This is a genomic window from Henriciella sp., assembly GCF_029936995.1.
Lineage (GTDB): Bacteria > Pseudomonadota > Alphaproteobacteria > Caulobacterales > Hyphomonadaceae > Henriciella.
Genome location: NZ_JAPYRE010000001.1, coordinates 420,143 through 444,430, shown reverse-complemented (window position 1 = coordinate 444,430; position 24,288 = coordinate 420,143). Strand labels below are relative to the sequence as shown.

Annotated in this window: 26 protein-coding genes; 9 read left to right on the top strand and 17 right to left on the bottom strand. The window is 61.1% G+C overall.

What is annotated here, in order from left to right:
- Positions 1-6 precede the first annotated feature (6 nt).
- Entirely contained in the window at positions 7-537 is a 531-nt protein-coding gene (locus Q1K31_RS02175) for an adenine phosphoribosyltransferase (RefSeq protein WP_300376233.1), read from the bottom strand.
- A complete protein-coding gene (locus tag Q1K31_RS02170; protein WP_300376231.1) occupies positions 534-686 on the bottom strand; it encodes a hypothetical protein in 153 nt (50 codons plus the stop codon). Before Q1K31_RS02170 ends, Q1K31_RS02175 begins: the two co-directional genes overlap by 4 nt.
- A gap of 134 nt (positions 687-820) precedes the next feature.
- Here Q1K31_RS02170 and Q1K31_RS02165 point away from each other — a divergent pair, with 134 nt between their 5' ends.
- Positions 821-2,071 carry a hypothetical protein gene (locus tag Q1K31_RS02165; RefSeq protein ID WP_300376229.1) on the top strand — a complete coding sequence of 417 codons (1,251 nt, stop codon included), beginning with the start codon at positions 821-823 and terminating at the stop codon, positions 2,069-2,071.
- 120 nt (positions 2,072-2,191) lie between these two features.
- On the opposite strand, the gene Q1K31_RS02160 is transcribed toward Q1K31_RS02165, so the two are convergent.
- A complete protein-coding gene (locus Q1K31_RS02160) occupies positions 2,192-3,064 on the bottom strand; it encodes an S-methyl-5'-thioadenosine phosphorylase (RefSeq protein ID WP_300376227.1) in 873 nt (290 codons plus the stop codon).
- A gap of 118 nt (positions 3,065-3,182) precedes the next feature.
- Between Q1K31_RS02160 and Q1K31_RS02155 the strand changes: the two genes are divergently transcribed.
- A complete protein-coding gene (locus Q1K31_RS02155) occupies positions 3,183-3,983 on the top strand; it encodes a DUF1206 domain-containing protein (RefSeq protein ID WP_300376225.1) in 801 nt (266 codons plus the stop codon).
- A 40-nt stretch (positions 3,984-4,023) separates the two neighbouring features.
- Here the strand turns inward: Q1K31_RS02155 and Q1K31_RS02150 are convergent, their stop codons facing one another.
- Genes Q1K31_RS02150 through petA form a run of 3 tightly spaced genes read right to left on the bottom strand, consistent with a single transcriptional unit; the run spans position 4,024 to position 7,126 of the window.
- Positions 4,024-5,073: a cytochrome c1 gene (locus Q1K31_RS02150; protein WP_300376223.1), complete on the bottom strand. Its 1,050-nt coding sequence runs from the start codon at positions 5,071-5,073 to the stop codon at positions 4,024-4,026.
- Between the two features lie 11 nt (positions 5,074-5,084).
- Positions 5,085-6,539, bottom strand: coding sequence for a cytochrome b N-terminal domain-containing protein (locus Q1K31_RS02145; protein ID WP_300376221.1), 1,455 nt, complete (start codon positions 6,537-6,539; stop codon positions 5,085-5,087).
- A 17-nt stretch (positions 6,540-6,556) separates the two neighbouring features.
- Entirely contained in the window at positions 6,557-7,126 is a 570-nt protein-coding gene (gene petA, locus Q1K31_RS02140) for a ubiquinol-cytochrome c reductase iron-sulfur subunit (RefSeq protein WP_300376219.1), read from the bottom strand.
- A 276-nt stretch (positions 7,127-7,402) separates the two neighbouring features.
- Here petA and hemF point away from each other — a divergent pair, with 276 nt between their 5' ends.
- Entirely contained in the window at positions 7,403-8,287 is an 885-nt protein-coding gene (gene hemF / locus Q1K31_RS02135; protein ID WP_300376217.1) for an oxygen-dependent coproporphyrinogen oxidase, read from the top strand.
- Positions 8,288-8,333: 46 nt separating this feature from the next.
- On the opposite strand, the gene Q1K31_RS02130 is transcribed toward hemF, so the two are convergent.
- The 4 genes from Q1K31_RS02130 to Q1K31_RS02115 are packed head-to-tail and all read right to left on the bottom strand — an operon-like array spanning position 8,334 to position 11,174.
- On the bottom strand, positions 8,334-9,524 hold the full coding sequence (locus tag Q1K31_RS02130) for a CCA tRNA nucleotidyltransferase (protein ID WP_300376215.1): 1,191 nt from the start codon (positions 9,522-9,524) through the stop codon (positions 8,334-8,336).
- Complete coding sequence (locus Q1K31_RS02125; protein WP_300376213.1) at positions 9,521-9,931, bottom strand: hypothetical protein; 411 nt, start codon at positions 9,929-9,931, stop codon at positions 9,521-9,523. Before Q1K31_RS02125 ends, Q1K31_RS02130 begins: the two co-directional genes overlap by 4 nt.
- Complete coding sequence (locus tag Q1K31_RS02120; protein WP_300376211.1) at positions 9,928-10,566, bottom strand: CoA pyrophosphatase; 639 nt, start codon at positions 10,564-10,566, stop codon at positions 9,928-9,930. Before Q1K31_RS02120 ends, Q1K31_RS02125 begins: the two co-directional genes overlap by 4 nt.
- A 5-nt stretch (positions 10,567-10,571) precedes the next feature.
- Complete coding sequence (locus tag Q1K31_RS02115; RefSeq protein WP_367187498.1) at positions 10,572-11,174, bottom strand: DUF1285 domain-containing protein; 603 nt, start codon at positions 11,172-11,174, stop codon at positions 10,572-10,574.
- Between the two features lie 49 nt (positions 11,175-11,223).
- Between Q1K31_RS02115 and Q1K31_RS02110 the strand changes: the two genes are divergently transcribed.
- The 6 genes from Q1K31_RS02110 to Q1K31_RS02085 all read left to right on the top strand — a co-directional run bounded on the left by Q1K31_RS02110 (position 11,224) and on the right by Q1K31_RS02085 (position 19,094).
- Positions 11,224-12,213, top strand: coding sequence for a MoxR family ATPase (locus Q1K31_RS02110; RefSeq protein WP_300376207.1), 990 nt, complete (start codon positions 11,224-11,226; stop codon positions 12,211-12,213).
- A gap of 2 nt (positions 12,214-12,215) precedes the next feature.
- Complete coding sequence (locus Q1K31_RS02105) at positions 12,216-12,665, top strand: hypothetical protein (RefSeq protein ID WP_300376205.1); 450 nt, start codon at positions 12,216-12,218, stop codon at positions 12,663-12,665.
- Entirely contained in the window at positions 12,662-13,534 is an 873-nt protein-coding gene (locus tag Q1K31_RS02100) for a DUF58 domain-containing protein (RefSeq protein ID WP_300376203.1), read from the top strand. Before Q1K31_RS02105 ends, Q1K31_RS02100 begins: the two co-directional genes overlap by 4 nt.
- On the top strand, positions 13,531-16,422 hold the full coding sequence (locus tag Q1K31_RS02095) for a DUF4159 domain-containing protein (RefSeq protein ID WP_300376201.1): 2,892 nt from the start codon (positions 13,531-13,533) through the stop codon (positions 16,420-16,422). The genes Q1K31_RS02100 and Q1K31_RS02095 overlap by 4 nt, the downstream gene beginning before the upstream one ends.
- A complete protein-coding gene (locus Q1K31_RS02090) occupies positions 16,419-18,458 on the top strand; it encodes a hypothetical protein (RefSeq protein WP_300376199.1) in 2,040 nt (679 codons plus the stop codon). Before Q1K31_RS02095 ends, Q1K31_RS02090 begins: the two co-directional genes overlap by 4 nt.
- A 75-nt stretch (positions 18,459-18,533) precedes the next feature.
- On the top strand, positions 18,534-19,094 hold the full coding sequence (locus Q1K31_RS02085; RefSeq protein ID WP_300376197.1) for a DUF421 domain-containing protein: 561 nt from the start codon (positions 18,534-18,536) through the stop codon (positions 19,092-19,094).
- Positions 19,095-19,097: 3 nt separating this feature from the next.
- Here Q1K31_RS02085 and Q1K31_RS02080 read toward each other — a convergent pair whose 3' ends face one another.
- The 7 genes from Q1K31_RS02080 to Q1K31_RS02050 all read right to left on the bottom strand — a co-directional run bounded on the left by Q1K31_RS02080 (position 19,098) and on the right by Q1K31_RS02050 (position 24,267).
- Positions 19,098-19,589, bottom strand: a complete 492-nt coding sequence (locus Q1K31_RS02080) for a GNAT family N-acetyltransferase (RefSeq protein ID WP_300376196.1) — start codon at positions 19,587-19,589, stop codon at positions 19,098-19,100.
- 90 nt (positions 19,590-19,679) lie between these two features.
- Positions 19,680-20,663: an alpha/beta hydrolase gene (locus Q1K31_RS02075; protein WP_300376194.1), complete on the bottom strand. Its 984-nt coding sequence runs from the start codon at positions 20,661-20,663 to the stop codon at positions 19,680-19,682.
- An 11-nt stretch (positions 20,664-20,674) separates the two neighbouring features.
- A complete protein-coding gene (locus tag Q1K31_RS02070; RefSeq protein ID WP_300376192.1) occupies positions 20,675-21,109 on the bottom strand; it encodes a PaaI family thioesterase in 435 nt (144 codons plus the stop codon).
- Positions 21,110-21,152: 43 nt separating this feature from the next.
- Positions 21,153-21,899, bottom strand: coding sequence for a CPBP family intramembrane glutamic endopeptidase (locus Q1K31_RS02065; RefSeq protein ID WP_300376190.1), 747 nt, complete (start codon positions 21,897-21,899; stop codon positions 21,153-21,155).
- A gap of 10 nt (positions 21,900-21,909) precedes the next feature.
- Positions 21,910-23,265: an AarF/ABC1/UbiB kinase family protein gene (locus Q1K31_RS02060; RefSeq protein ID WP_300376188.1), complete on the bottom strand. Its 1,356-nt coding sequence runs from the start codon at positions 23,263-23,265 to the stop codon at positions 21,910-21,912.
- A 67-nt stretch (positions 23,266-23,332) separates the two neighbouring features.
- Positions 23,333-23,806, bottom strand: a complete 474-nt coding sequence (locus Q1K31_RS02055; protein WP_300376186.1) for a VOC family protein — start codon at positions 23,804-23,806, stop codon at positions 23,333-23,335.
- The gene (locus Q1K31_RS02050; protein ID WP_300376184.1) at positions 23,803-24,267 is read right to left on the bottom strand and encodes a hypothetical protein; all 465 of its coding nucleotides are present in this window, start codon (positions 24,265-24,267) and stop codon (positions 23,803-23,805) included. Before Q1K31_RS02050 ends, Q1K31_RS02055 begins: the two co-directional genes overlap by 4 nt.
- Between the last annotated feature and the right edge of the window lie 21 nt (positions 24,268-24,288).

Here is a 24,288-nt window from a genome sequence, read left to right as displayed (position 1 = left end):
TGTCGTTCAACTCCCAGTAAAGGAGATGAGGCTGGTAACATCAATACCGATCTGGCGCAGGCGCCGCGCGCCCCCAAGGTCTGGCAGGTCAACCAGGAAAACCGCAGACACGATATCTGCCTGCCCGCGACGCAACAGCTTAACCCCGGCTTCGGCCGTGCCACCTGTCGCGATCAGGTCGTCGACCAGCAGGACATGCTCCCCCGGCTCGACACCGTCTGTATGCATGTGCAGTTCATCACTGCCATATTCGAGCTGATAACTCTCTTTCAGCGTCTTGTAAGGCAGCTTGCCCGGCTTGCGTAAAGGCAGGAAACCAGCCCCCAGCCGCACCGCCATCGCTCCGCCGAGAATGAAACCGCGCGCATCGATCCCGGCGACTTTGGTGACGTTCATGTTCGTGAATGGCTTGCACAGGTCCTCAATGGCCGCCGCGAAGGCATCTGCATCGCTCATCAGCGTGGTCACATCACGGAACATGATGCCCTTGGCAGGATAGTCCGGAATGGTCCGGATCTTCTTCTTGTAGTCGATCATGAACCTGCCTCTGAAACAGGCTGGTGCCAGCCGGCAAATAGGATTGCCACCTGCGCCCGGCGCCATGGCCGCCGGGAGAGGGTGAGGACGTCAGAAGCCTGCATGGCAGGGCTGTCTGCGGAAAATATCAGATCATACGTACCGGTCATTATGCCTCTCCCTAACAGCGATTGGGAAGAAATCCGAGTCGGCAACGAAAATGTGAATACCTTCTCATACCAAAGTATTAGCCAGCTTGACTCACTCAAAATGTTCCTGTTTTGTTCGGATGCGGGAGACAGAGATGAGAAAGCCGGACACGCTTGAATGCCTCTACATTGACTTCGACTGCTACTTCGCCAGCGTCGAGAAACAGTTGCGGCCGGAATTGCAGGGCCGCCCGGTCGGGGTGCGCCCGCTCGACTCTGAACACACCAGCCTCATCGCATGCTGTTACACCGCGAAAGCCTCAGGGGTGCGGCGCGGCACGCGGGCCAGTGAAGCGCGGCAGATGTGTCCGGGGATCGCCCTGCCCGTGGCACGCCATGATGTCTATGTGCGCGTGCATCACCGCATTCTCGAAGTCATCGGCCAGTTTGTCCCTGTCACCAAGGTCTGGTCGGTCGATGAGATGGAGTGCCGTCTCTGTCCGCGCGAACAGGCTGATGCCGAGGGGCTTGCCGAACGCATACGGGCTGGACTGCGCGCCGAAATCGGGCCGTGGGTCACGCCCTCCATCGGGCTCGGGCCGAACCAGTTTCTCGCCAAGGTTGCCGCGGAAATGAACAAACCCAACGGGCTGACCATCCTGCACCCGGATGCCCTGCCCGGCCCGCTTGAGACACTGCCGCTGGATGACCTTCCTGGCATCGCGAAGGGGATGCTGGCACGCCTGCACCGCAACGGCATTTTCACGATTGGTGCCCTGCGTGACCTCTCTCCCAAGCATGCCCGAGCAATCTGGGGCAGCGTCGAAGGCGAGCGCTTCTGGGCACAGCTGCATGGCTATGCCGTCGAGCGCCCGCCGACAGAGCGGCGGATGTTCGGTCACGGCCGTGTGCTGACTACAGGCTGGCAAACCCTCGGCCCGGCCTTCGAGATTGCCCGCCTGCTGGTGCAGAAAGCCGCCCGTCGTATGCGGCGCGAACACTTCCGCGCCCGGCGTATCAGCCTCAGCCTCAAGTCCCGCAACGGGCAGGATCACGCCTGGGAAACGAGCTTCTTCCCGGCCCGAGATGACCGGACATTCCTGAAGGCTCTCAGCAGCTTCCACGCGGCTGCCCTGGAGCGGGGGGCAGAGCGGCACACATTTGCGCGCCTGTCGGTGATCCTGCATGACCTTGTGACCGAGCAGGCCTATGCAAGCGACCTTTTCGAGCCAGCCGGGCAGCGCCGGGGACGCGACGCCAGCAGCCATCTGAGCGACGTGGTCGACGGACTCAACCTGAAACACCAGCGCAGCGTGATCGGTTTCGGCCTGAACCGTGAACCGCCGGGCGGCTATGCCGGGGCCAAGATCGCCTTCGGCCGCGTGCCCGATCTCAGCGACTTCTAGGCCCCCGTCCGGCCTCCTTCAAAGGCGATTTTCTGTACCGCCACCGTACCGCCACTGTACCACTGACACACCACGTTCAGCGCGGTTGAAGCAGGGGACATCTTCAGCGGCCTCCCGCTATCAGAGCACACGGCCGGCGACTGCGTCCAGCTTGTCCAGGACAGCCGGATCGCGTGCCTCAGGGGCCGTAATCATCGCGAAATCGAGGCAGGTCTCGATCGCCTGTGGTGACGGCGTTCGCTCTTGCCCATTCAGGCGGTGTGCCAGTTCCAGGAGAGCCTGACGGGCATTCTCAGTGTTCTGTTTCATGATCTCAAGAACGTTGGTCACCGACACAGCCTCCATCCCGTCATGCCAGCAGTCATAATCCGTGACCATGGCCATGGTGGCATAAGGCAGCTCCGCCTCGCGGGCGAGCTTGGCCTCTGGCATATTGGTCATGCCGATGACGTCACACCCCCACTGACGATAGAGAAAGCTTTCGGCACGCGACGAGAATTGCGGACCTTCCATGGCCAGGTAGGTTCCGCCACGGTGGATATTCACGCCTGTAGTTTCAGCCGCATCCGCGGCCAGCGCTGACAGGCGGGCACAGACTGGATCAGCCATGGACACGTGCGCCACCATGCCCGGCCCGAAGAAAGACTTCTCTCGCGCAAAGGTGCGGTCAATGAACTGGTCGATCATGACATAGTCACCCGGCGCGTAAGCCTCTTTCAGGGATCCGCAGGCCGAGACGGAAATGATATCGGTGCAACCGAGGCGCTTCAGGGCGTCTATATTGGCCCTGTAGGGAATATCGGTGGGGGTCAGGCGGTGCCCCTTGCCATGGCGTGGCAGGAAAACGAAAGAAACATCCCCGATACGGCCTGTGACCAGCTTGTCGGACGGTGTTCCCCACGGGGTCTCGACAACCACCTCGTCCATGGCTTCAAGCCCCTCCATTTCATACAGACCGGACCCGCCAATCACGCCAATCGTCCATTCACTCATATTCATCCGTCTCCACTGTCTTGTCCCATGCTGTCGCAGAAGCAGGCGCTGGCAGGGAAATCAAGTCTGCGTGACCCTTGGGGTGGAACCACGCACGGTTTTGGAGCGCTTATCGCTGATGACAGAAAGAGCCATCCCGGCGCCCGTAACGGAAGCCATTGCCCGCACCGGCCTAGGGGCACGCAGCTTTGTCTATATCGCCGTCTCCATATTGCTCATGGATGCGGTCTTCCGGGCTGGCACGCAGGATGGGTTGAGCCCCGCCGACGCATTTCAGGCAATTGAGGCAGAACGAGGCGGGCGTATCCTTCTCTCCGCACTCGCCGTCGGCCTGTGGCTTTATGCTGTGTGGCGCTTCCAGCAGGCTATTGCGGACACTGAACGACAGGGCAACCGGGTAAAAGGCATTCTTGCACGCCTTGGCATGGCCTCTTCAGGCATGAGCTACCTTCTTGTCGGGATCGCGGCTGCGGCTGTGACGCTCGGCAGCAATAATCAAAGTGGCGGCGGCAAGACAGAGGAAACGGCAAGCTGGCTCATGCAACAGCCATTCGGCCGATGGGTCGTTGCCCTGGGTGGGCTTGTCCTGTGCGGCATTGGTTGCGCGCAAATCTGGCGTGCGCGCACCGGGCAATGGAAACGCAATATCGACCTTTCAGGGTGGGCTGGCCGCCTTACGGCGCTGATCTCATTCGGAATCGGCGGGCGTGGCGTGCTGTTCCTGCTGGTCGGTGGCTTCCTGCTGATTGGCGGCGTCGAGGCCGACCAGAGCGATATAAAGGGCCTCGCCGCGACACTCGGCTGGGTACAGGAACAGCCATTTGGCACATGGCTGATGCTGGCCTCCGCCATCGCGATAGGCGTTTACGGGGTCTACTCGGCAACCCAGAGCCTCAGATACAAATTCCCGGACAGCTAGGCTGCCCGGGAATTCAGGGAATTATTTCCAGCTTTTAGAGCTAGTGATCGACCTTCCGCCAGATGCGGTGGAAGGAGAACCAGAGCAACACAGCCAAGATTGCCAGATAGATCATCGTGGCAAGACCCGTCGACTTGCGCTGCTGCTGTTTCGGCTCACCAGCCCATTGCAGGAATGCCGCAACATCGCGCGCCATCTGGTCGACCGTCGCTTCTGTACCGTCGAGGTAGCTCACGCGGCCGTCGGTCAGTTGGGGCGGCATGGCCAGGAAACCACCCGGTGGCGTGTGACGCGGATCACCCTGCCACTGGGCGGACGCATCGCCCGCCATGTAAGGATTGTAGTACTGCCCGACCGGCTGCACGAGTTCGCCTTCATAGTGACTGTCGCCGTGCGAAAGCGCTTCCATCTCGGCGACGTCGATCACGGTCTGGGTTTCAGTGCGCGGGGACACTTCGGCAGAACCTTCACCGTCTGCACCTTCGCTTTCGGCGTCGGCTTCTTCATCACCGTTTTCACCTTCCGCGGGTTCCTCGGCTTCCACCTCGATTTCGCGCGTCGAGATTGCCTCTTCTTCCGGATATCCGGTCATCAGGCTGTAGACATAGCTCGCCCCGCCAGCACGTGCCTTCGTGATAACTGAGAGATCAGGCGGCAGCGCCCCACCATTGGCCGCACGAGCAGCAGCGTCGTTCGGGTAAGGCGACTTGAATGGATCGGACGTCCGGGCCGGGCGGTACTCATAATCACCCACGTCATTCGGCTCGGTGCTCAGGATCTCGTCCTGGGCAGCGAATGCCTTCACCAGCGGGTTGTTGTTCGCGTTCGGATATTCCGGATCATAGAACGGGCCACCCGGCTCACCCAGGTTGCGATAGTGCAGCAACCGCATGGAGTGACAGGAGGCGCAGACCTCGCGATAGACCTGGTAGCCGCGCTGCACACTTTCCATGTCCAGCTCGCCGACAGGGCCTTCGAATGCCCAGCCGCCTTCAGGTTCATGCGCGTGCAGCGCACCTCCAGCCGCGTGAGCGCTGGCAGCCAGTGCCGCCGCGCCCAGTCCAGCAGAAATGAAACGCAGGAATTTCATGTCCATACCTCTTATTCGGCGGGCGCAGGCGCGGCACGGTCATTCCCGAGCACGGCCTTGTGAATTGATGTCGGCTCATCCTTCGGCTTCTCGCGCAGACCGAGCAGCGGCAGGATGACCAGGAAATAGGCGAAATAGTAGAGCGTCATCAGCTGTGCCAGGTGCACGAAGCGGAAGGCAGGTGCCTTGTCGACAGCCATCGAAGCCTCGACACCTTCATCAAGCTTCTGGTCACGGAAGCTCGCCGCTGCGCCATACTCTTCATAGGTCTGGGTCGCTTCGTTGCCGTTCGCATCCGTATAGCTGACGACCAGTTTGTCCGAGCCCATCGGGATGATCGGATCATCCGGGTTGGATGCACCACACCAGCCAAGCAGCAGGGAGGCAACGACAAAGCCGAAGAAGAATTGCCGCGCCACTGGACGGTAGCGCATCGAGCGAACCTTGGATGTATCAAGCCAGGGCAGCACAAACAGGATGGCAATCGAACCGAACATCGCGATGACACCAAGCAGCTTCGCATCGATCGGGCCGATATCGAAGGTGATGGCGCGAAGGATCGCGTAGAAAGGCAGCAGGTACCACTCCGGCACGATGTACGCGGGCGTCACGAGCGGGTCAGCTTCGATATAGTTGTCCGCGTGCCCGAGCACGTTCGGCATGTAGAATACGAATGTCGCGAAGATCAGAAGGAAGACGACGATCGCGAAACCGTCCTTCACCGTGTAGTACGGGTGGAAAGGCACAGTGTCTTTCTTGAGGCCTTCTGGATCCTTGCGCGCTTCAACGCCGGTCGGGTTGTTGTTGCCCGGCACGTGCAGTGCCCAGATGTGAAGGATGACGACACCGGCAATCATGAAGGGTAGCAGGTAGTGCAGCGAGAAGAAGCGCTGCAGCGTCTGGTTGCCGATCGACGGACCGCCCATGAGCCAGGACTGGATGCCCTCACCTACCAGCGGCAGCGCACCGATCAGGCCGGTGATGACGTTGGCACCGTGATACGACATCTGACCCCATGGCAGCACATAGCCAAGGAAGGCGGTGCCCATCATGAGAAGGAAGATCACACAGCCAAGAATCCAGAGAACTTCACGCGGCGCCTTGTAGGAGCCGTAGTACAGGCCGCGGAACATGTGGATATAGACCGCAAGGAAGAACATCGAGGCGCCGTTGGCGTGAATGTAGCGGATAAGCCAGCCATAAGGCACATCACGCATGATGCGCTCGACCGAGGCGAAAGCCCCATCGACTGTTGGCGTATAGTGCATTGCCAGCACGATCCCTGTCAGGATCTGCGTTGCAAGGCAGACCGCCAAGATACCGCCGAACGTGTACCAGTAATTCAGATTTTTCGGCGTCGGGAAATCGACAACGCTGTCATAGGCCAGCCGCACGATGGGCAGGCGCGTATCGAGCCATTTCGTGAAACCGGTCTGCGGTTCGTAATTAGAGGGATGTCCGCTCATTGCTCTGGCGTCCTCTCTTAAAGCGTAATATTGATCACGGACGGACTGACATAGCGATAGTCAGGAACCGGCAGGTTAGTCGGCGCAGGTCCTTTACGGATGCGGCCGGACGTATCGTAGTGCGAACCGTGGCACGGGCAGTACCAGCCACCGAAGTCGCCTGTATTCCCTTGCGCAGGGCCGACCGGCACACAGCCAAGGTGCGTACATGAGCCCGACGTCACGAGAATGGCTGGCTTGAACGCGCCATCCTGCATCGCCACGAGCCGCTCTTCATCGGTCTGCGGGTCGCGCAGTGAGCTGACATCGACATTGCGGGCGGCCCGAATTTCGGCCTCCGTGCGATGGCGGACAAAGAAAGGCTTGCCGCCGATCAGGACGCGAATTTCGCCGCCTACAGGCACTTTCGAAACATCAACATCGAGGCTCGATGCCGCCTTCGTGTCGCTGGCAGCGTTCATCTGGTCGACAAACACATATGCAAGCGCACCTGCGCCGGCAGCAGCCGTCGCAGCGGTCGCGATATGGATGAAATCACGGCGATCTTCGTCGATCGTCTCGTGGGTGGTGGTTTGCGCTTCGCTCACTCTTCCGGTCCTCTGGCCAAGGATTTCTCCGAGATGCATACAGGATCAGCACAGGAAAACATTGCGGCGCAACGCCGCAAAAGCCCCCTTCGCGTACTGGTCTGGGGCTGCGGTTAGCGCGCTCGTCCAAGCATTGCAAGCCGCTCATGTAGGCCTGCGGCGGTAAGACGCCATGAAAGCCTGTATTTGCAGCCCCTGCCTGCGGCATTAGAGACACTATGAAATGAGGTAGCAAGTCCCACCTCGTGGCGAAGCTGATACATACGGAGCCAGAACATGCCCTCTCCACCGCTCGAAACGCGCAAGGCCCGCGCTGCTGAATGGTTTCAGGCTCTCCAGACCGACATCATTGCGCGATTCGAGGCCCTGGAGCGCGAAGCGCTGCCGCCACTCTATGCCGGCACGCCGGGAACATTCGAGAAAACGGACTGGCAGCGCGGCGATGGGTCAGAAGACCTCGGCGGTGGCACAATGGCCATCATGAAAGGAAAACTCTTCGAGAAGGTCGGGGTGCACTTTTCCTGTGTATACGGAGATTTCTCGGAAGCTTTCCGGGCACAGATCCCCGGCGCGGACGAATCAGGCGGGCGCTTTTGGGCAAGCGGGATTTCCCTGATCGCTCACCTGCATAATCCACGCATACCCGCCGTTCACATGAACACCCGGATGCTGGTGACAAATGACAGCTGGTTTGGTGGCGGCGCCGATCTTACACCGCTGCTCGATACCCAGCGCACGGAAGACTTTGCCGATACGATAGACTTCCACGCTGCCCTGAAGGACGCCTGCGACAAGCATGATCCGGAATACTATCCGCGCATGAAGCAGCAGTGCGACGAGTACTTCCATCTTCATCACCGCGACGAACCGCGCGGAACGGGCGGAATATTTTACGATCGCCACAATACCGGCGACTGGGACACAGATTTCGCCTTCACGCAGGATGTCGGACGGGCTTTCGCTGATATTTATCCGAAGCTCATGCGCCGGCGCATGGTCGAGAGCTGGACGCCGCAAGAGCGCGAGGAACAGCTTGTGCGCCGTGGACGCTATGTCGAATTCAACCTGCTCTATGACCGCGGCACCACCTTCGGCCTGAAGACGGGTGGTAACGTCAATTCAATCCTGTCCTCGATGCCGCCCGTGGTGAAATGGCCGTGAGCTGACAGGCCCGTTCTGCTTTTCATCAGATTTCAAAAGTCGGCAGCTAGGCCGTGAGCCGTGCCAGAAGCTCTTCGCGGTCGGGCTGGAAATCCTGTTCCATCCACCATTCCTCGAGCGCGCGAAGGGCCTTGCCGATCTCAGGGCCTTCAAGCCCGGCGGCAAGCGCATCCTCCCCGCCAACCGGGAACTCAGGACGCTTCCAGGCGAGCACGGCGTAGAGCAGGTCCCTTACATTCCGGCCCGACAGCATGGCCCTATCGACCACCGCCTGCTTACCATGCCAATAAAGTGCAAGCCGCAACTCCCGCCCATTCAGGCCGGTCACACCGGACAGATTATCAGCCGCCCACCGCGTCAGCCGGTCTGATTCCGCATTGGAGAGGCGAAGACGCTTGCTCACCGCCATGACTGAATTCGCACTTCGGTGGATCAGCGCCATCAGCCGCAGCATGGGATCGGGTGCGACACCACACAGGGTTTCGGTCACACGCAGGTCATGCAGGCCGTCTGTTGCCTCTGCTTCCGGCAGAAGGAGCGCCAGCACACCCGTTTCGGCCATGGCATTCACCGCTTCGACAGGTTCACGTGCGGACAGCAGCTTGTGCAGTTCCTTCCAGATGCGCTCAACCGCGATCTGCTTGAGCCCGTCTTTCTGGCGCGCACAGGCAGCGAGCCCCTCGGCATCAATCGCCGTGCCATACCAGGCGTAGAAGCGGAAAAAGCGCAGGATGCGCAGATAATCTTCTTTCAGACGCGTGTCGGGATCACCAATAAAGATGACGCGTTGAGACCTTGCATCCTCGATACCCCCGCCCGTCGGGTCGTAAAGGTTGCCCCCGGCGTCGGCGTAGATCGCGTTGAGCCGGAAGTCCCGGCGTGCGGCATCTTCCGCCCAGTCCTCGGTGAAAGCGACGACGGCACGCCGGCCATCGGTCTCGACATCGCGCCGGAGCGTGGTGATCTCGAAAGGGGTCTTGTCGATAACTGCCGTGATCGTGCCATGCTCTATCCCGGTGGGCACCGCCTTGATACCAGCCTTCTCGAGAGCACTGACGACCGTTTCAGGGGCCAGCTGTGTTGCGATGTCTATATCATCAACAGGCACACCCATGATGGCATTGCGAACACAGCCACCAACGAAGCGGGCGCTGCCGGGCTTTTCCGCCTCGAGCGCGGCCATGACAGCCGCTGTTTTCGCGTCTGTCAGCCAGTCCTGATCAGCAAGTGACGTCATTGCGGATCGTCGTCCTGCACTTCGCGTGGCGGATCAAGTGGGCCGGGTGCAGTCTCCGGACCGGCTGAATCCGTGCCGCCCAATCCGCGGGCGCTGCCGCCGGGATCGCGGCTCGCGGCACTTCCGAGATCGGATTTTTCCTTCGCGCACGGGACCACCTGCCCGCCGACCATTTCCCCATCGACCAGGCGACGGCGTTCATAGCAGGTTTCGCGACCGCCCCGGTCAATCAGGATCAATACGATCCAGGCAATCACTGCCAGCGCGGCCCCCACCCCGAACAGCACGGCAATCGGCCACGGTTTGCGCCCCTCTTCGACAGCCTCCTGGGTTGCAAGACGCCAGACCCCGAACGCGAGAAACGGCGTCAGGAAGATAACCAGTTCGAATATAAGCCTGTAGGTCACGTCTCTGTTTCCTCCCCGGCCTCATAAAGACGTTCATATAAAGCGCGTATCATACCTGCCGTCACGCCCCATATCCTGTGACCCTCATATGGCATCTCGAAATAATGCCGGGTCTGGCCGCGCCAGTGTCCCGACCGCCTCTGGTGGTTGTCTGCGTTCATCAGGAAACTGAGCGGCGTTTCAAAGACATCAGCAACTTCCAGCGGATCGGGCCTCGCAATAAAATCTGCCGGCAGGGTCGCAAGGACGGGCACGATACGAAAGGCCGTGCCGGTTATGTATGGCGCGCCGCGGGCGATCAGTTCCGCCTTGTCTGGCTCCACACCCACTTCCTCATGGGCTTCACGAAGGGCTGCCTCGACTTCATCCGCATCGCCAGGGTCGACCTTGCCACCCGGAAAAGCGACCTGCCCGGCATGCGTGGCCATCGTTTCAGGCCGGTGGGTCAGCAGGACAGTCGGTCCGCTTTCACGCGGGATCAGGCCCACAAGCACGGCTGCGGGGCGGATACTGGCAATACCGGTCGCATCAAGAAACTCGATATCGCCACCCTCAGGCAGGCGTTCCCGGCCCTCTACAGGGTCGAGCCGCAGCCTCGCCCGGGCAAGGAAATCATCAAGGTCGACAAAGGCCATGATGCTTATTCAGCTGCGCCGAGACGAAAGAAAACCCCGTCAGACCAGACACCGAGCGTTTCGCCGTCATCCGGGTCGGCTTCCGCCATATCTGCCAGTTCATAGAAGACAGGCCGGGCGAGCTTGGCCTCAAGGCGGCCGCGTACGAGAATGTAGGGCGCAGGTTCGCCGGTCTCCGGATCGATCTCGACACGGATCGGATGTTCCGGCCCAGCTACGACGACATCGCCAACATTCGTCGAAAAGGCGAGCGTCTGGTTCTCTCCGGCTTCTCCCGCCCGGTCGACACGAACAGCTATGAACGGCGCATCCTCGACGTGCACGACGACTTTTTCATACGGCGTCACCAGCCAGATGGAGCCATCCTCGTCCTTTCGCAGGATCGTGGAAAACAGCCGCACGAGCTTCTTGCGATTGATGCGCCCACCTTCATGCCACCAGCTGCCATCGGCGCGAATCTCCATGTCGATATCGCTCGAACGCTCCGGAGACCACTTGTCGACAGGCGGCAGGGACCGGCCTGAAGGGTCCGGCGCGATCTCTTTCAGGAGATCTTCAAGACTGATTGCAGTGTTTTCATTGGATTTCACGTCGCGCTCCGCCATCATTTTGCCTAGAGGTAGGTCTGTTGTAGGCGGGAGTGAAGACGGAGACCTCATGGCAGACGATAATCAGGCCATTGTTCAGGATGCCGAATCGGCAGGCGAAACGCTCGCAAAGGTGCGCGAGGAGATCGCGAAAGCCGTATTCGGACAGGATCGTGTAATCGAACTTGCGCTGGCTTCTATCCTGGCCGGCGGACACGCCCTGCTGATCGGCGCACCGGGCCTCGCCAAGACCCGGCTGGTCGACTCGATCGGCACCGCCCTTGGCCTCAATTCCGCGCGTATACAGTTCACACCAGACCTCATGCCTTCGGATATCCTGGGCTCGGAAGTCCTCGATGAGAGCGCCAGTGGTGAACGCAGCTTCCGCTTTATCAAGGGGCCGATCTTCACCCAGCTCCTGATGGCTGACGAGATCAACCGGGCCTCCCCGCGGACCCAGTCTGCGCTCCTGCAAGCCATGCAGGAACACCATGTCACGGTGGCAGGGGTGCGCTATGACCTGCCCGAGCCGTTCCATGTCCTGGCGACACAGAACCCGATCGAGCAGGAAGGCACCTATCCGTTGCCCGAAGCCCAGCTTGACCGCTTCCTGCTGAAAATTGACGTGTCATATCCGGATATCGACACCGAGCGGAAAATTCTGGTCGAGACCACCGGTACAGAGGAAGCCGAGGTCCGTGCGGCGATTACAGGGGCCCAGCTTCAGAAACTCCAGGCTCTCGTGCGCCAGATGCCGGTCGGGGAAAAAGTCCTTGCCGCAATCCTTGCCACTGTGCGTGAGGCCCGGCCTGAACAGTCAGCCGACGAACGTGTCAGACGGTTTGTCGACTGGGGGCCGTCACCGCGCGCCGGTCAGGCACTCATGCTGGCCTGCCGGGCACGCGCCCTCCTGCGCGGCCGCCTGGCGCCATCGCTGGAAGATGTCGAAGCGCTGGCAGAACCCTGCCTCGGCCACCGCATGGCGATGCGTTACGACCCGACCGGTCAGGCCCCGCCCCTGCGCGATCTGATCGGAGAGCTTGCAAAGGCCGCCATCTGATCATGATGTTCGCTCTGCGATCTCGAAGCATGCTCGCCGGGATCGGTCTGGCGGGAGCAAGTGTGCTTGCCGGCTGCAGCCAGGCGAAAGGCGCGGCTGATGCCGGGGCACTGGCTGGCTGCTACCGGACGATCCAGCGCGCCAGCCTTGCCCTGCAGGTGGCCCGCCCGGACATGACGCCTGAGGAGCGACGCGCCGCCAGCCGCCAGCTTGGCGATGCACGTGCGCGTCTGCTGCAGACCTGGGCAACACATGAAGGGCTGACCATCAGCGCTGAACATTTTTCCAACGAAAGCGCCCAGGCAGCGGAATTCGTGGAAGGCGTGAATGCCGAAGCCGGGCTTGGTGAACAGGAGAGGCTTTCAACCCTCTCGGAAGCCGGCGACGCGCCGGAAAAATGGCGCGAGAAGCTCACCGCAGCCTTTGACTGTACCGACAGGCTGGCCTCATGATGGACGCATCCAAACTCAGGGCGGAAGCTGAAGTCCTAGCCCGCGCATTGCCCGACGCGGCCTTGCAGGCGCGCGCGGCAGATACAGCCCACCTTGGTGCAGCCGGGCGCAAGCGTGCAGGCACTGGTGAGCAGTTCTGGCAGTATCGCCATTATGCCGAGGAAGATGCAGCCCAGCGCGTGGACTGGCGCCGGTCTGCACGCGGCGACGAACTCTTCGTCCGCGAGACCGAGCTGGAAACAGCTCGTACAGTGTTATTCTGGTGTGACCCGCACCAGGGCTTTGACTGGGCCGGAGAAACTACACGGATACACAAGGCCGACGCAGCCCGCATCGCGATGCTCGCCGCTGGCCTGCTCCTTTCCAAGGCGGGCGAACGCGTCGGCACCCTCGGCTCTGCCCGCGCACCGGGATTTGGCCGGGCTGCCGGGGACAAGCTGGCCGAAGATCTGCTTGGCGCCAATTCCGGGGGTCATGATTTTCCGCCGCCGCCCAAGACACAGTCCATGTTCGTGATTGCCAGCGATTTCTACGATCCCCTGGAGGTCTGGCGCGACCGGCTTGCCCCACTTGCAGCCCGGTCGAAGGAAGGGGTCCTGCTGGCGGTCAGCGATCCTGTCGAGGAAGAGTTCCGCTGGCGTGGCCGTGTGCAGTTCTCAAGGCCGGGCGGGCAAATTTCCCGCATTTTCGGACGGGCAGAATCCATACGAGCGGAGTATCTCGCCCGTTACCAGGCACACTTCGAAGCCCTTGAGGGGCTGGCAACAGGCATGGGCTGGCAGCTTGTGCGCCACTCGACGGGCGTGCCGGTGCGCCGCTGTGGCGCCAGTCTCAAGCACGCACTGGAAACATTCGGAGCGCGCCTATGACGCTCGGGCCATTCCTCTTCGGGGCGCCCTTCGCGCTGCTCGGCCTCATAGCGCTGCCCGTGATCTGGTACATCCTGCGCGCAACGCCGCCGGCGCCTCAGGAAGCTGAGCTGCCTTCGCTGCGCCTGCTTGACGATGTTGCACCGCAGGAGGAAACCCCTGCCCGCACACCATGGTGGATCCTGCTTTTAAGGATGCTGGCCATAACCGCGGCCATTTTCGGTCTCGCCCAGCCCGTCCACGCGCCAGGTGCAAGTTCAAGAGATGAAAGCGCCGGGCCTGTTCTCGTCGTGGTCGACAATGGCTGGACCAGCGCCCAGCGCTGGGGGGAAATGCGCTCGGCTGCAGCAGGCGCGCTGGAAGGCGAGCCGCGAAACACGCCGGGTCACCTGCTGCTCACCGCGCCGAAGACCCTCAATGCCGACCCGGCCGAACCTCTGAGCAAGACCGAACTGCCCCAGCGGGTCAACTCGCTAGACCCTGTCAGCTGGGCCGTGGACAGGGCCGAAGCGCTGGAGAGGCTTCAGGCCTCCAGGCTTGAGCCAGGCCGGATCCTGTGGATCACTGACGGGCTCGATCCTGAAACAGCTGAACCCTTCGCCCGCGCGCTTTCGAACATGGCTCCGCTTAGCGTCTATGCCGCGCCGCCACGTGGCCCGGCGGCCATTACCGGCCTGTCCTCTGATGCTGAAGGGGCCAGCCTGAAACTTGCGCGCATTGACACCTCCGAGATGAGTGCACGCTATGTCTCCGGCCTGACGATGGACGGTGCCGCGCTCGCGACGGCAGAAGCGCGTTTCGAGGAAGGCGAGGCTGAAACGCAGGCTGTGTTCGACATCCCGGCGGCGGCCTTGTCCCGGATCGCGCGCTTCACGATTACTGGTGCTGAAGGTGCTGGCAGTGTCTGGCTCTGGGATTCGGCAGCACGGTCCAGAAGAGTTGGTCTGGTATCCGGCGATTCGACGGCCCAGCCCCTGCTGTCTGATATGCACTATGTCCGCAAGGCGCTGGAACCGTTCGCGACGATAACCGAGGGCAACCTGCCGGATCTCATCGCAGCAGACCCGGACGCCATCATCATGACCGACATCGGCCAGCTTTCTCCGCAACTGGAAGAAGACACGGCAGAATGGGTCGAAGGCGGCGGTGCGCTTATCCGCTTTGCCGGCCCTCGCATGGCCACCCAGACCGACAGTCTCGTCCCGACGCCGCTACGCCGGGCATCACGCGCGATTGGCGGAGCGCTGACCTGGGAAGACCCGCAGGCGATTGGCAGTTTCCCCGGCACATCGCCCTTTGCCGGCCTGAAAGCGCCTGAAGATGTCAGGATCCGCCAGCAGGTTCTCGCCCGGCCCGATCCCTCACTGGCGAACAGGACATGGGCACGGCTTAGCGATGGCTCTCCCCTGGTGACCGCCAATGCCAGCGGTGAGGGAATGCTGGTGCTGTTCCATATTACAGCAGGCCCGGACTGGTCCGACCTTCCCTACTCCGGCACATTTGTGGAGATGCTGCGCCGGGCCATCGCGGCCGGACGTGGTGAAACGGTGAATGATGGCGAAGGCACTTATGCGCCCGAAATTGTCCTGAACGGCTATGGCAGACTGGAGACGCCCGACTCGAACGCGACGCCGATCACGGCCAGCGAATTTGCCACGACACAACCGTCTGAAGAGCACCCACCCGGTCTCTATCGCGGCCCCTCAGGCACGCGTGCACTCAATGCCGCGAAAGATTTCACGGGCGACCGCATGACAGACTGGCCCACCGGCACAAGGCTGCTCGGCGACGCGGAAGCCCGGTCCCTGCGGCTGGCTGGACCACTGCTTGGACTGGCCGCGCTTATCCTCGCAATCGACCTGATGATCGCGCTTGCCGTTGCCGGCCGGCTGCCGCGCCTGAAGCGCACGGCGAATGCCTCACTTCTGATATGTGCCGGGACCCTTGCCCTTAACGGCCTTCAGCCAGAAGCCGCCGCCCAGAGTTATAATCTCTACCCCGAGCGTGACAGCTACGCCGTCAGCCCGGGCTATGGCACGGACGTCAATGTTACCGGCGAGATCGACAAGGCAACCGAAGCGGCGCTGGAGATGCGGCTGGCCTATATCGAGACCGGTGACGCATCTGCCGATGAAGCCACACGGGCCGGGCTGGCAGGGCTGTCGCTCGTTCTTTACCGGCGCACATCAGTCGAACCGGCAGAACCTCATGCCGTGGACCCGGAGACCGATGCGCTGGATGTCTATCCGGTCATCTTCCTTGGCCTGCCTGCCAATGCCGAACCGCTGAGTTCACGCGCGGTAGAACGGTTGAATGAATACCTGCGGAGTGGCGGCGCGCTGGTCATTGATACACGCAATGGCGGAGACGTCTCCAATGATAACAGTTTCTCCAGCCTTGAACGTGTCCTGCCCGGCCTCGATACGCCACCGCTTTCCCCTGTGCCGCAGGATCACGTGCTGACCCGTAGCTACTATCTACTGGACGGTTTTCCGGGCCGCTATCAGGACCGTCGGCTATGGATTGAAAGTTCAGGCATCGGCGAACAGTCCGAACGCCGCGGCGACGGTGTCTCGCAGCTTGTCATCGGTGATGCTGACTATCTTGCTGCCTGGGCCGTCGACCAGCAGGGGCGTCCGCTCTATTCGGTCGATGGCGGCGAGCAGCAGCGGGAGCTTGCCAGACGTTTCGGTATCAACCTCATCATGTATGTGCTGACCGGCAACTACAAGGAAGACCAGGTCCACCTCCCCGCGCTTCTGGAGCGGCTCGGGGAAGGTGAGGATGGCGATGATACACGCGAGCCCCGTGATGTCCGTGATGAGCTGGACGACATCCTGCGCCGCAACGAGAACACCGCGCCGAGACCACAGGATTTCCCGGAATGACCGAAGCCGCCCGCATCAGCTTCGACCCTCTGCTTGGCTGGCCGGTTCTTATCGGCCTGCTTGTCTTGTGCCTGGTCTCCTATGTCGCCTATCTGCGCTGGCGCGGACGAGCCTGGCTGACCCGCGCGGCTGTCCTGACTGTCATCGCCGCTGCACTGGCCAATCCGGCCTATGTCCGGGAAGAACGCGAGCCGCTCCCCTCTGTGGCGGCAGTGATCGTCGACCGGTCTGAAAGCATGACCTTTGGCGAGCGCATGGAAATCGCGGATGCCGCGCGCGAGCAACTGCAGGCTAAGCTCGATGCCGATGCATCGCTCGATGTCCGCATGGTCGAGACAGACAGCGATTCTGACGGAACCAACCTTATCGGCGCACTGGAAGGCCTTATGGCGGATGTGCCACGCGACCGGATTGCCGGGGCTGTGCTTGTAACAGACGGCCAGGTGCATGACGTACCGGAGGACCTCTCGCGGCTGGAAGAACTTGGCCCCATTCATACACTTGTCACCGGAGACCCGGACAGCGGCGACCGGCGCATCTCGCTTGTCCGTGCCCCGGATTTCGGGATTGTCGGCGAAGAGGCGCAATTCGTCGTGCGGGTGGATGATCCTGTGACGGACACGGCAAGTGTGTCCGTCTCGATCAACGGCGCGCGCGCCGAGGAGATTACCGTCGAGACCGGTGTGGAAACGCCGCTTCCCATAGAGATCGAGCGGCGCGGCGACAATATCGTCGTTGTCGAAACCCCTGAAGGAGAGCAGGAGCTCACGCTCGCCAATAATCGCACAGCAGCGACCCTGTCCGGTGTGCGCGACCGGCTGCGCGTGCTGCTGATCACCGGCAAGCCGAATGCCGCCGGGCGTGTCTGGCGCGACCTGCTGAAGTCCGACCCATCTGTCGACCTCGTTCACTTCACCATCCTGCGCCCGCCCTTCAAGCAGGACATCACGCCGCTTGATGAGATGGCACTGATCCCGTTTCCGACGCAGGAGCTATTCGAAAGCAAGCTCGACGAGTTCGACCTGATCATTTTCGACCAGTATGAACGGCGCACCGTCATCACGATGAGCTATCTCGCAAACATGGCGCGTTATGTCGCCGATGGCGGCGCTTTGATGATCGCGGCGGGCGAAGACTTTGCCGGCCCGGCGAGCCTGGCGAACACCCCCCTGGCAGGGGTGCTGCCTGCCCTGCCGACCAACTCGATAGAGGTTGGCGAGTTCACGCCTGAGCTTTCTGACACCGGCAAACGCCACACGGTGACCCAGAGCCTCGACGGTCGGGAATGGGGCAGTTGGGTGCGCTACATCAAGGCAGAGGCCGAAGCTGGCGATGTGTTGATGACGGCCCGTAACGGCGACCCTCTGCTTGTTGTTGACCGTGTCGATGAAGGACGGGTCGCACAGCTCCTCTCCGGCCAGATCTGGCTCTGGGCGCGCGGGCATGATGGCGGCGGCCCATTTGCAGAGCTGATCCGGCGCATGGTGCACTGGCTGATGAAAGAGCCGGAACTGGAAGAACGCCAGCTGCGTCTTGAAGCCCGTGGCGACACGGTGCGCGCGACCTTGCGCACACTCTCAGACAACGCTGCACCGCTCACCATCGAAAGGCCTGACGGATCGACGATGCAACCGGACTGGCAGGCAACAGGGCCGGGTGAGTTCGTTGCCGAAGCCCCGATTGACCGTCTCGGCCTCTTCCGCGCCCGCGCGGGGGGACTGGAAGCGGTAACTCTGAATGGCCCGGCTAATCCGAAGGAATATGCCGCCCTGGAAGCGACAGGTGATGTCCTCAGGCCAGTCGCCGAGCACACGGGTGGCGGCGTTTATACGATGGACAGCCCCAGCGACAGCATGCCGGATACACGCCGTGTTGGGCGAAATGCGGACGCGGAAGGAGGTAACTGGCTTGGCCTGCGCGAACGCGGTGCTTATGCGGTAAGAAGCTCAACGAGCCTGCCCCTTCTACCCGGCCTGCTGGCAGCTGGACTGGTCGTGATCTTCCTGCTGCTGGCCTGGCGGCGCGAAGGCAGATAAAGACCGGACCGGAACAGGCCGGTGGCTTTGCGCATTCAGTCTTGAACTGATTTCAAGCTCAGGAGCCCAATGCCCATGGACCCCGTACTTCTGGACCAGGAGAGCGACCTGCTCAGGGTCATCCTGTCTGCTCCGATCATGTATCTCACGATCGTTCTGCTAATCCGGATATCCGGCAAGCGCTCAACGTCACAGATGAATAACTTTGACTGGATCGTAACCGTGGCGATTGGTTCGCTTGCCGCATCGGGCATTGTTCTGAAAGGCGTGACTGTCCTGGAGTCGATCGGTGGCATCGCCACATTGCTGCTGCTTCAGTGGACCCTGACCAAGAGCATCCTTCACAGCCGTTTTGTTTCCAGATTAGTGAAGGCCGAGCCGGTCATACTTCTCCAGAATGGCGAGTTCAGGGACAAGGCAATGCTCACAGAACGCGTAACAAAACGCGAAGTGATGTCGGCGCTTCGCGAGAACGGCCTTGTCGACCCTGATGACGCACAGTGGGTCATCCTCGAAACAGATGCCTCGATGAGCGTTATACCCCGCGTCAGCAAGAAGGTCAGCCGCGCCCGGGCTGTAGACTTCATTGACGGGATAGAAGGCATCCCGCAAGCTGAACGCGCATCAACGTCCTGACGGCTAGCCCGCTATGACAAGCCCTGCGAGCCCGCTTGCATCACCTGCAAGGTCGCGGACCATAACGCGGGATTGATCCTGAGGACCGGGAAAGACGATCTGGCCCTTTGGTGTGACGGTAAACCCGATCCGGCCGAAATAGTCAGGGGCACCGATCAGGACTGCCGCAGGCCAGCCAGCCGCCTGCCCGGCCTCAAGGGCCGCTTCAGTCACCTTCAGGCCAAGGCTGTCGCCGCGGTGATCCGGTGCCACGGCAACAGGACCATAGAAAAGGGCTTGCGTGCGAGCCTCGCCCACGACAAGTGGCCATACGCGACAGACCGCAATTACCTGCCCCTCCAACAGGGCGACGCGGTTCACCTCTGGCACAGAAGCGGAATACTCCCGCAGGCGCTCTGCCGTCTTCGCGAAGTGACCGGGCCCGAAGGTCCGGTCAAACAGGGTTTCAATGGCCTCGGCATGCTGGCCTGGATTCTCAGCGACAATCTCGATCATGGAGCGGGGGTTTAGGGTGCGTGGCAGCAGGTTGCAAACAGGATTTTGCCCCCCGCTTCCACCCATCCGTCTTTTCGGACAGCTTGCGGTTTATCTGGATGGCCAGCCTGTCAGCAGGCCACGCAGGGCCGAGACAAATGCCAGCGGCTGGTCGAGCATGACGTGGTGATAGGCGTCGGGAACGGTAACCATCGGGATGGGCGGTTCCTGCAGGGACTGCATGTAGGCCGAGACCTCAGGCGTCGCGAGGCTAGAAAGTTCGCCACGCATGAACACGATCGGACAAAGTGTTTCCAGATTTGTCAGGTCGAGCTTGTCCCACTCCTTCATCAGCTTTGAAAATATGAAGGGGTCGAACTTCCAGCTGAGGCCTTTCTCACCGTCCTCACCAGTTACTTCACGCACACTGTGGCGGGCGATGTAGTCGACAGCGTAGTGGTTGTCGCAAGGCTGCGGTGGCGCAAGCCGGAACCGGGCAAGTGCGGTGGTCAGGTCTGAATAGATACGATTGGGACGCTGGCGCTTCGGCGGACGGGGCCGGTCATCGCCCGGTGGCTCAATATGGCTATCGACGATGACCGCGCCCTCAAACCGGTCGCCATGCTGCATGGCCGTGACAAGCGATATGATACCACCAAAGCTGTGCGCCACGATAAGCGGCTTCTGCGCATGGTCGAACAGTCCGGCAGCCTCGCTGACGGCAACCTGTTCCTGGGCGAAACTGGTGAAGCTGTAGGCGTCGCGCCAGCCACTGTCGCCCATGCCGGAGAAACTGGGAGCCACGACGTTCCAGTCGTCTGCCAGGAAGGGAGCAATGAAATCCCACCAATGGGAATGCGCGCCGTTTCCGTGCGCAAGCAGCAGGCCCGGTTTTGAGGGATCCCCCCATTGCTGCCAGACGATCCTTGCGCCGTCGACCTCAACCTCGCCCGTGCGATAAGGGGTCTCCACGGCGCGGGTGAACCAGTCCGGCGCGGGTGGTTTCTCCCCGCCATAAGGGCGAAGGATCAGGTCTTCATCAGTAGGCTCAGGCCGGGTCTCCGGACGCTGGCGCGTCTCACTGTCTGCTGCCATGTCGAATATCCCTAACCGCGCCGTTTTATGACCTTGAACAGGCCAGTGCCTGTCAGGAGTGTCCGGTCACCTGCCCAGATTTCCCCATCCACGGTGTAGATATCATCCACATCCGATACGAGGGTGCCGCGTCCTTCTACCCAGTCACCGAGCTTGGCCCCTGACAGGAAATCACACAGCAGGCGGACCGTGACCCACCAGGTCTCTTCATCATTGTCGATCGCCCCGCCCCAGGCCATGTCGGCAAAGGTCATGAGCATACCGCCATGCGCATTCATCATGCCATTGGTGTGGTGCTCCTCGACGCGGAAGCCGCGCGTCAGGCCATTCTCGTCACGTTTCTCGAAAAGCGGGCCGACCTGTCGGCCGAAGCCTCTGTGCCAAGGCAGAAGCTCATAGCCCGCAGGCACATCGAAACTCTGGGATCGGGTAAAATCATCAGTCATCAGGCGAAGCGGTTTGCCGGAGCTTTGGTGTTACAGCAAGGCCTCACCCAGCGGGAGGCGGGCTGAGGCTGGCAAGAAATGTGACAAGGCCGTTGGCGGCAATGTGCGCGAGAATGGGCACCAGGATTGTGCCGCTTTTGATGCGCAACCACGCGAACCCCATTCCGGCCGCAAAGACAACCGCCAAAGCGGGGATGGAATACTGTACATGCAGGAAGGTGAAGGCCGCGCTTGAAAGCACCATCGCCATACCCGGCGGCACACCGCGCACCAGGAGTGCGCCGAGCGCGACACCGCGAAACGTCACCTCTTCAAGTAGAGGCGCAAGGAGGAGTGCATAGACAACGTAAGACGCACTCCAGTTCTCGACAGCAAACAGGCTCTCATTGACTTCGCCGGAATATTTCCAGCCCTCTTCTCCGCCGAAAACCAATCCGGCGATCAGAGTCGGCGTCAGCAGGATCACAGGCCCAAGCAGGATGGCTGCGACGATCCAGTTCTGGGAGGCCGTCATCTGTCCGGCAAAAGCGCCCGCCCCAATATGCTCACTCCACAGGCTGAGTATCCCGAAATGGACAATCAGGAAGGCACACTGTGCGACCCAGACGGCACGTACGGCACTTTGAGCCGCTTGCGCATCATTGATGATATCAAAGAAAGCAGGCCAGATGAGGCCGAGAAGCGCCGCACCCGCAACCGGAAACAGGAAGGGAGCACACAGGGTCCAGAAAGCGGCCGTAAACGGTTCGCGCCCAAGGGCTTGCGGGGTGTTGTAAGGGCCGGTTTCCATACAGTCCCGCTTAGACGCTGAGCCCGGCCTTGGAAAGCGCTTCGGTCTGACGGTCTGCAACAGCGGCTTCGGAAAAACCCTCCAGGCTTTCCTCGAACAGCTGGTGATAATTCAGTTCAGCCCCCAGTCGAAGATAGGCCGCACCGAGCCCGACGGCAGCGCGGTCCATGAAGACAAATTCGCGGGGGATCGTGACAGGACCGCGTTCCTTCAGTTTCTTACGCACCTCAAACGCTTCGCGGCGACCGTACTCGCCCGGCTTCACACCGTCAGCGACGCTGCGCACACGGTCTTCCAGCAGCGGGCCATAGATAAACCGGGCCCAGATATTCAGGATCTCGACCAGCTCCCTATTGAGATTTGTGAAGCCCCATTTCTCGTAAGCCGCATAAGCCGCATCAAAATCATCTGCCAGCATGGCGCGGTAGAGGTCGACAACGCCGCCAACGAAATTTGGCGAGAAAATTCGGATGCAGCCGAAGTCGAGGAGGTTGAGTCCTTCGCCGCCATCGGTGACCTGGTAATTGCCGAGATGCGGGTCGCCATGAATGACAGCGTAACGCGTTACCGGCAGCCACCATGTCCAGAACAGACGCCTGGCAATGCCGTTACGGACGTCCTGGGACGCATCCTCATAGGTGTTGAGCGGATCGCCGCTCACCCATTCCATGGTCAGCAAACGGTCCGTGGAGAGCTCTTCGACGGGCTTCGGGATATGCACGAAATCCTTGGGCTCCAGCATCTCCCGGTAAAGGCGCATGGCCTTGCGTTCGCGCTCATAGTCGAGTTCTTCGCGCAGCCGGTCAGTAATCTCCTCGATGATCTCGCGCGGGTCGATGGAGCCATCCATGCGCCGGAAAAGGCCAAGCAGCTGTTTCAACTGGCCGACGTCACTTTCCACTGCGCTTGCCATGTCGGGATATTGCAGTTTGCAGGCAACCTCGCGGCCATCGGGAAGCGTCGCGCGATGGACCTGCCCGAGCGAGGCAGCATGGGCGGCTTCCTTGCCGAAGGTCTCGAAACCCGACTGCCAGTCAGCACCGAGTTCGGCCCGCATCCGGCGCTTTACGAATGGCCAGCCCATAGCAGGGGCCTGCGCCTGAAGTTGCGATAGTTCGCGTGCATATTCGGGCGGCAGGAAGTCAGGAATGGTCGACAGCAGCTGCGCCACCTTCATCAGGGGGCCTTTTGTACGCCCCAGAGCAGCAGCGAGGGCGCGGGCATTACGATCCTCGCTTTCGTCCCCGCCAAAAACCCTGTTGGCGGCATAGGAGAGACCGGCACCCGACAGGTTGGAGCCAACCTTCGCTGTGCGCGCGATGCGGGCACTCCAGCGGTTTCGCTCAGGGTCTTTTTCGTCAGCCATACTTCCTAGCTAAACTTTCCCCTCACGCTGCCAAGAGCACTTTTCCGGCGGCCTGGTACAGAAGCCTCTACCAGGTTCCGATATTCTCCGCGCTCGCCCAGGGCTCTTTCGGCGGGAGCGGATCACCCTTCTGGAGGAGTTCGACAGAAATACCGTCCGGCGAACGGACAAAGCACATGCGTCCGTCGCGCGGTGGGCGGTTGATGGTCACACCCATCTTCTGGAACCGCTCTGTCGCGGCGTAGATGTCATCGACCTTGTAGGCGAGGTGGCCGAAATTGCGCCCGCCATCGAGCTTTTCCGGGTCCCAGTTATGGGTCAGCTCGATCATGGGCAGGCCGGGCGGCAGGCCATTCTCTTCCTCACGGGCATCTGGATAACGGGCGATGTCTTCCGGCGAAGCCAGGAAGACGAGCGTGAAACGCCCTGCTTCATTGTCGACACGGCGCAGCTCTTTCAGCCCCAGCCCTTCGCAGAAAAAGGACAGCGCAGCATCAACATCGCTGATGCGGATCATGGTGTGGAGATATTCGACGCTCATGATTTGCCTTCCAGACGTTTGATCTCTGATTTCAGGGAGGGGGGAACATTGCGGTAATAGTGCGCAGTTACGAAATAGAGCAGCGCGACCACAACACCCATGACGAATACAAACGTCATGAAAAGGTGGAACATGTAGCCTCGTTCCAGCGGGCCTGGAACAGCGCCGCCCAAGCGCCAGAAAAAATCCCATGTGCGGTTGAACGCCATGATCAGCAATGGCAGGCCAACGAGGCTGACGAATGCAGCCACCCAGCGATAACTGGCCGCCAGCGGGGCTTCACAACGAATGAAGCTCTCCTTGAAGTCTTCCTGACGGACCCTGTCAGAGATCAGGCCCTTTTCGCGCATGGAGTGGTAAACGGCATTGGAAAAGTCGGGCAGCTCGCGCCACTTTACCAACAGCCAAATTCCCCAGATCCCCAGCGCGACGAAGGTCAGCGCATAGAAAGTCAGTATCATCGCAGATCCCGTGATCCCTAC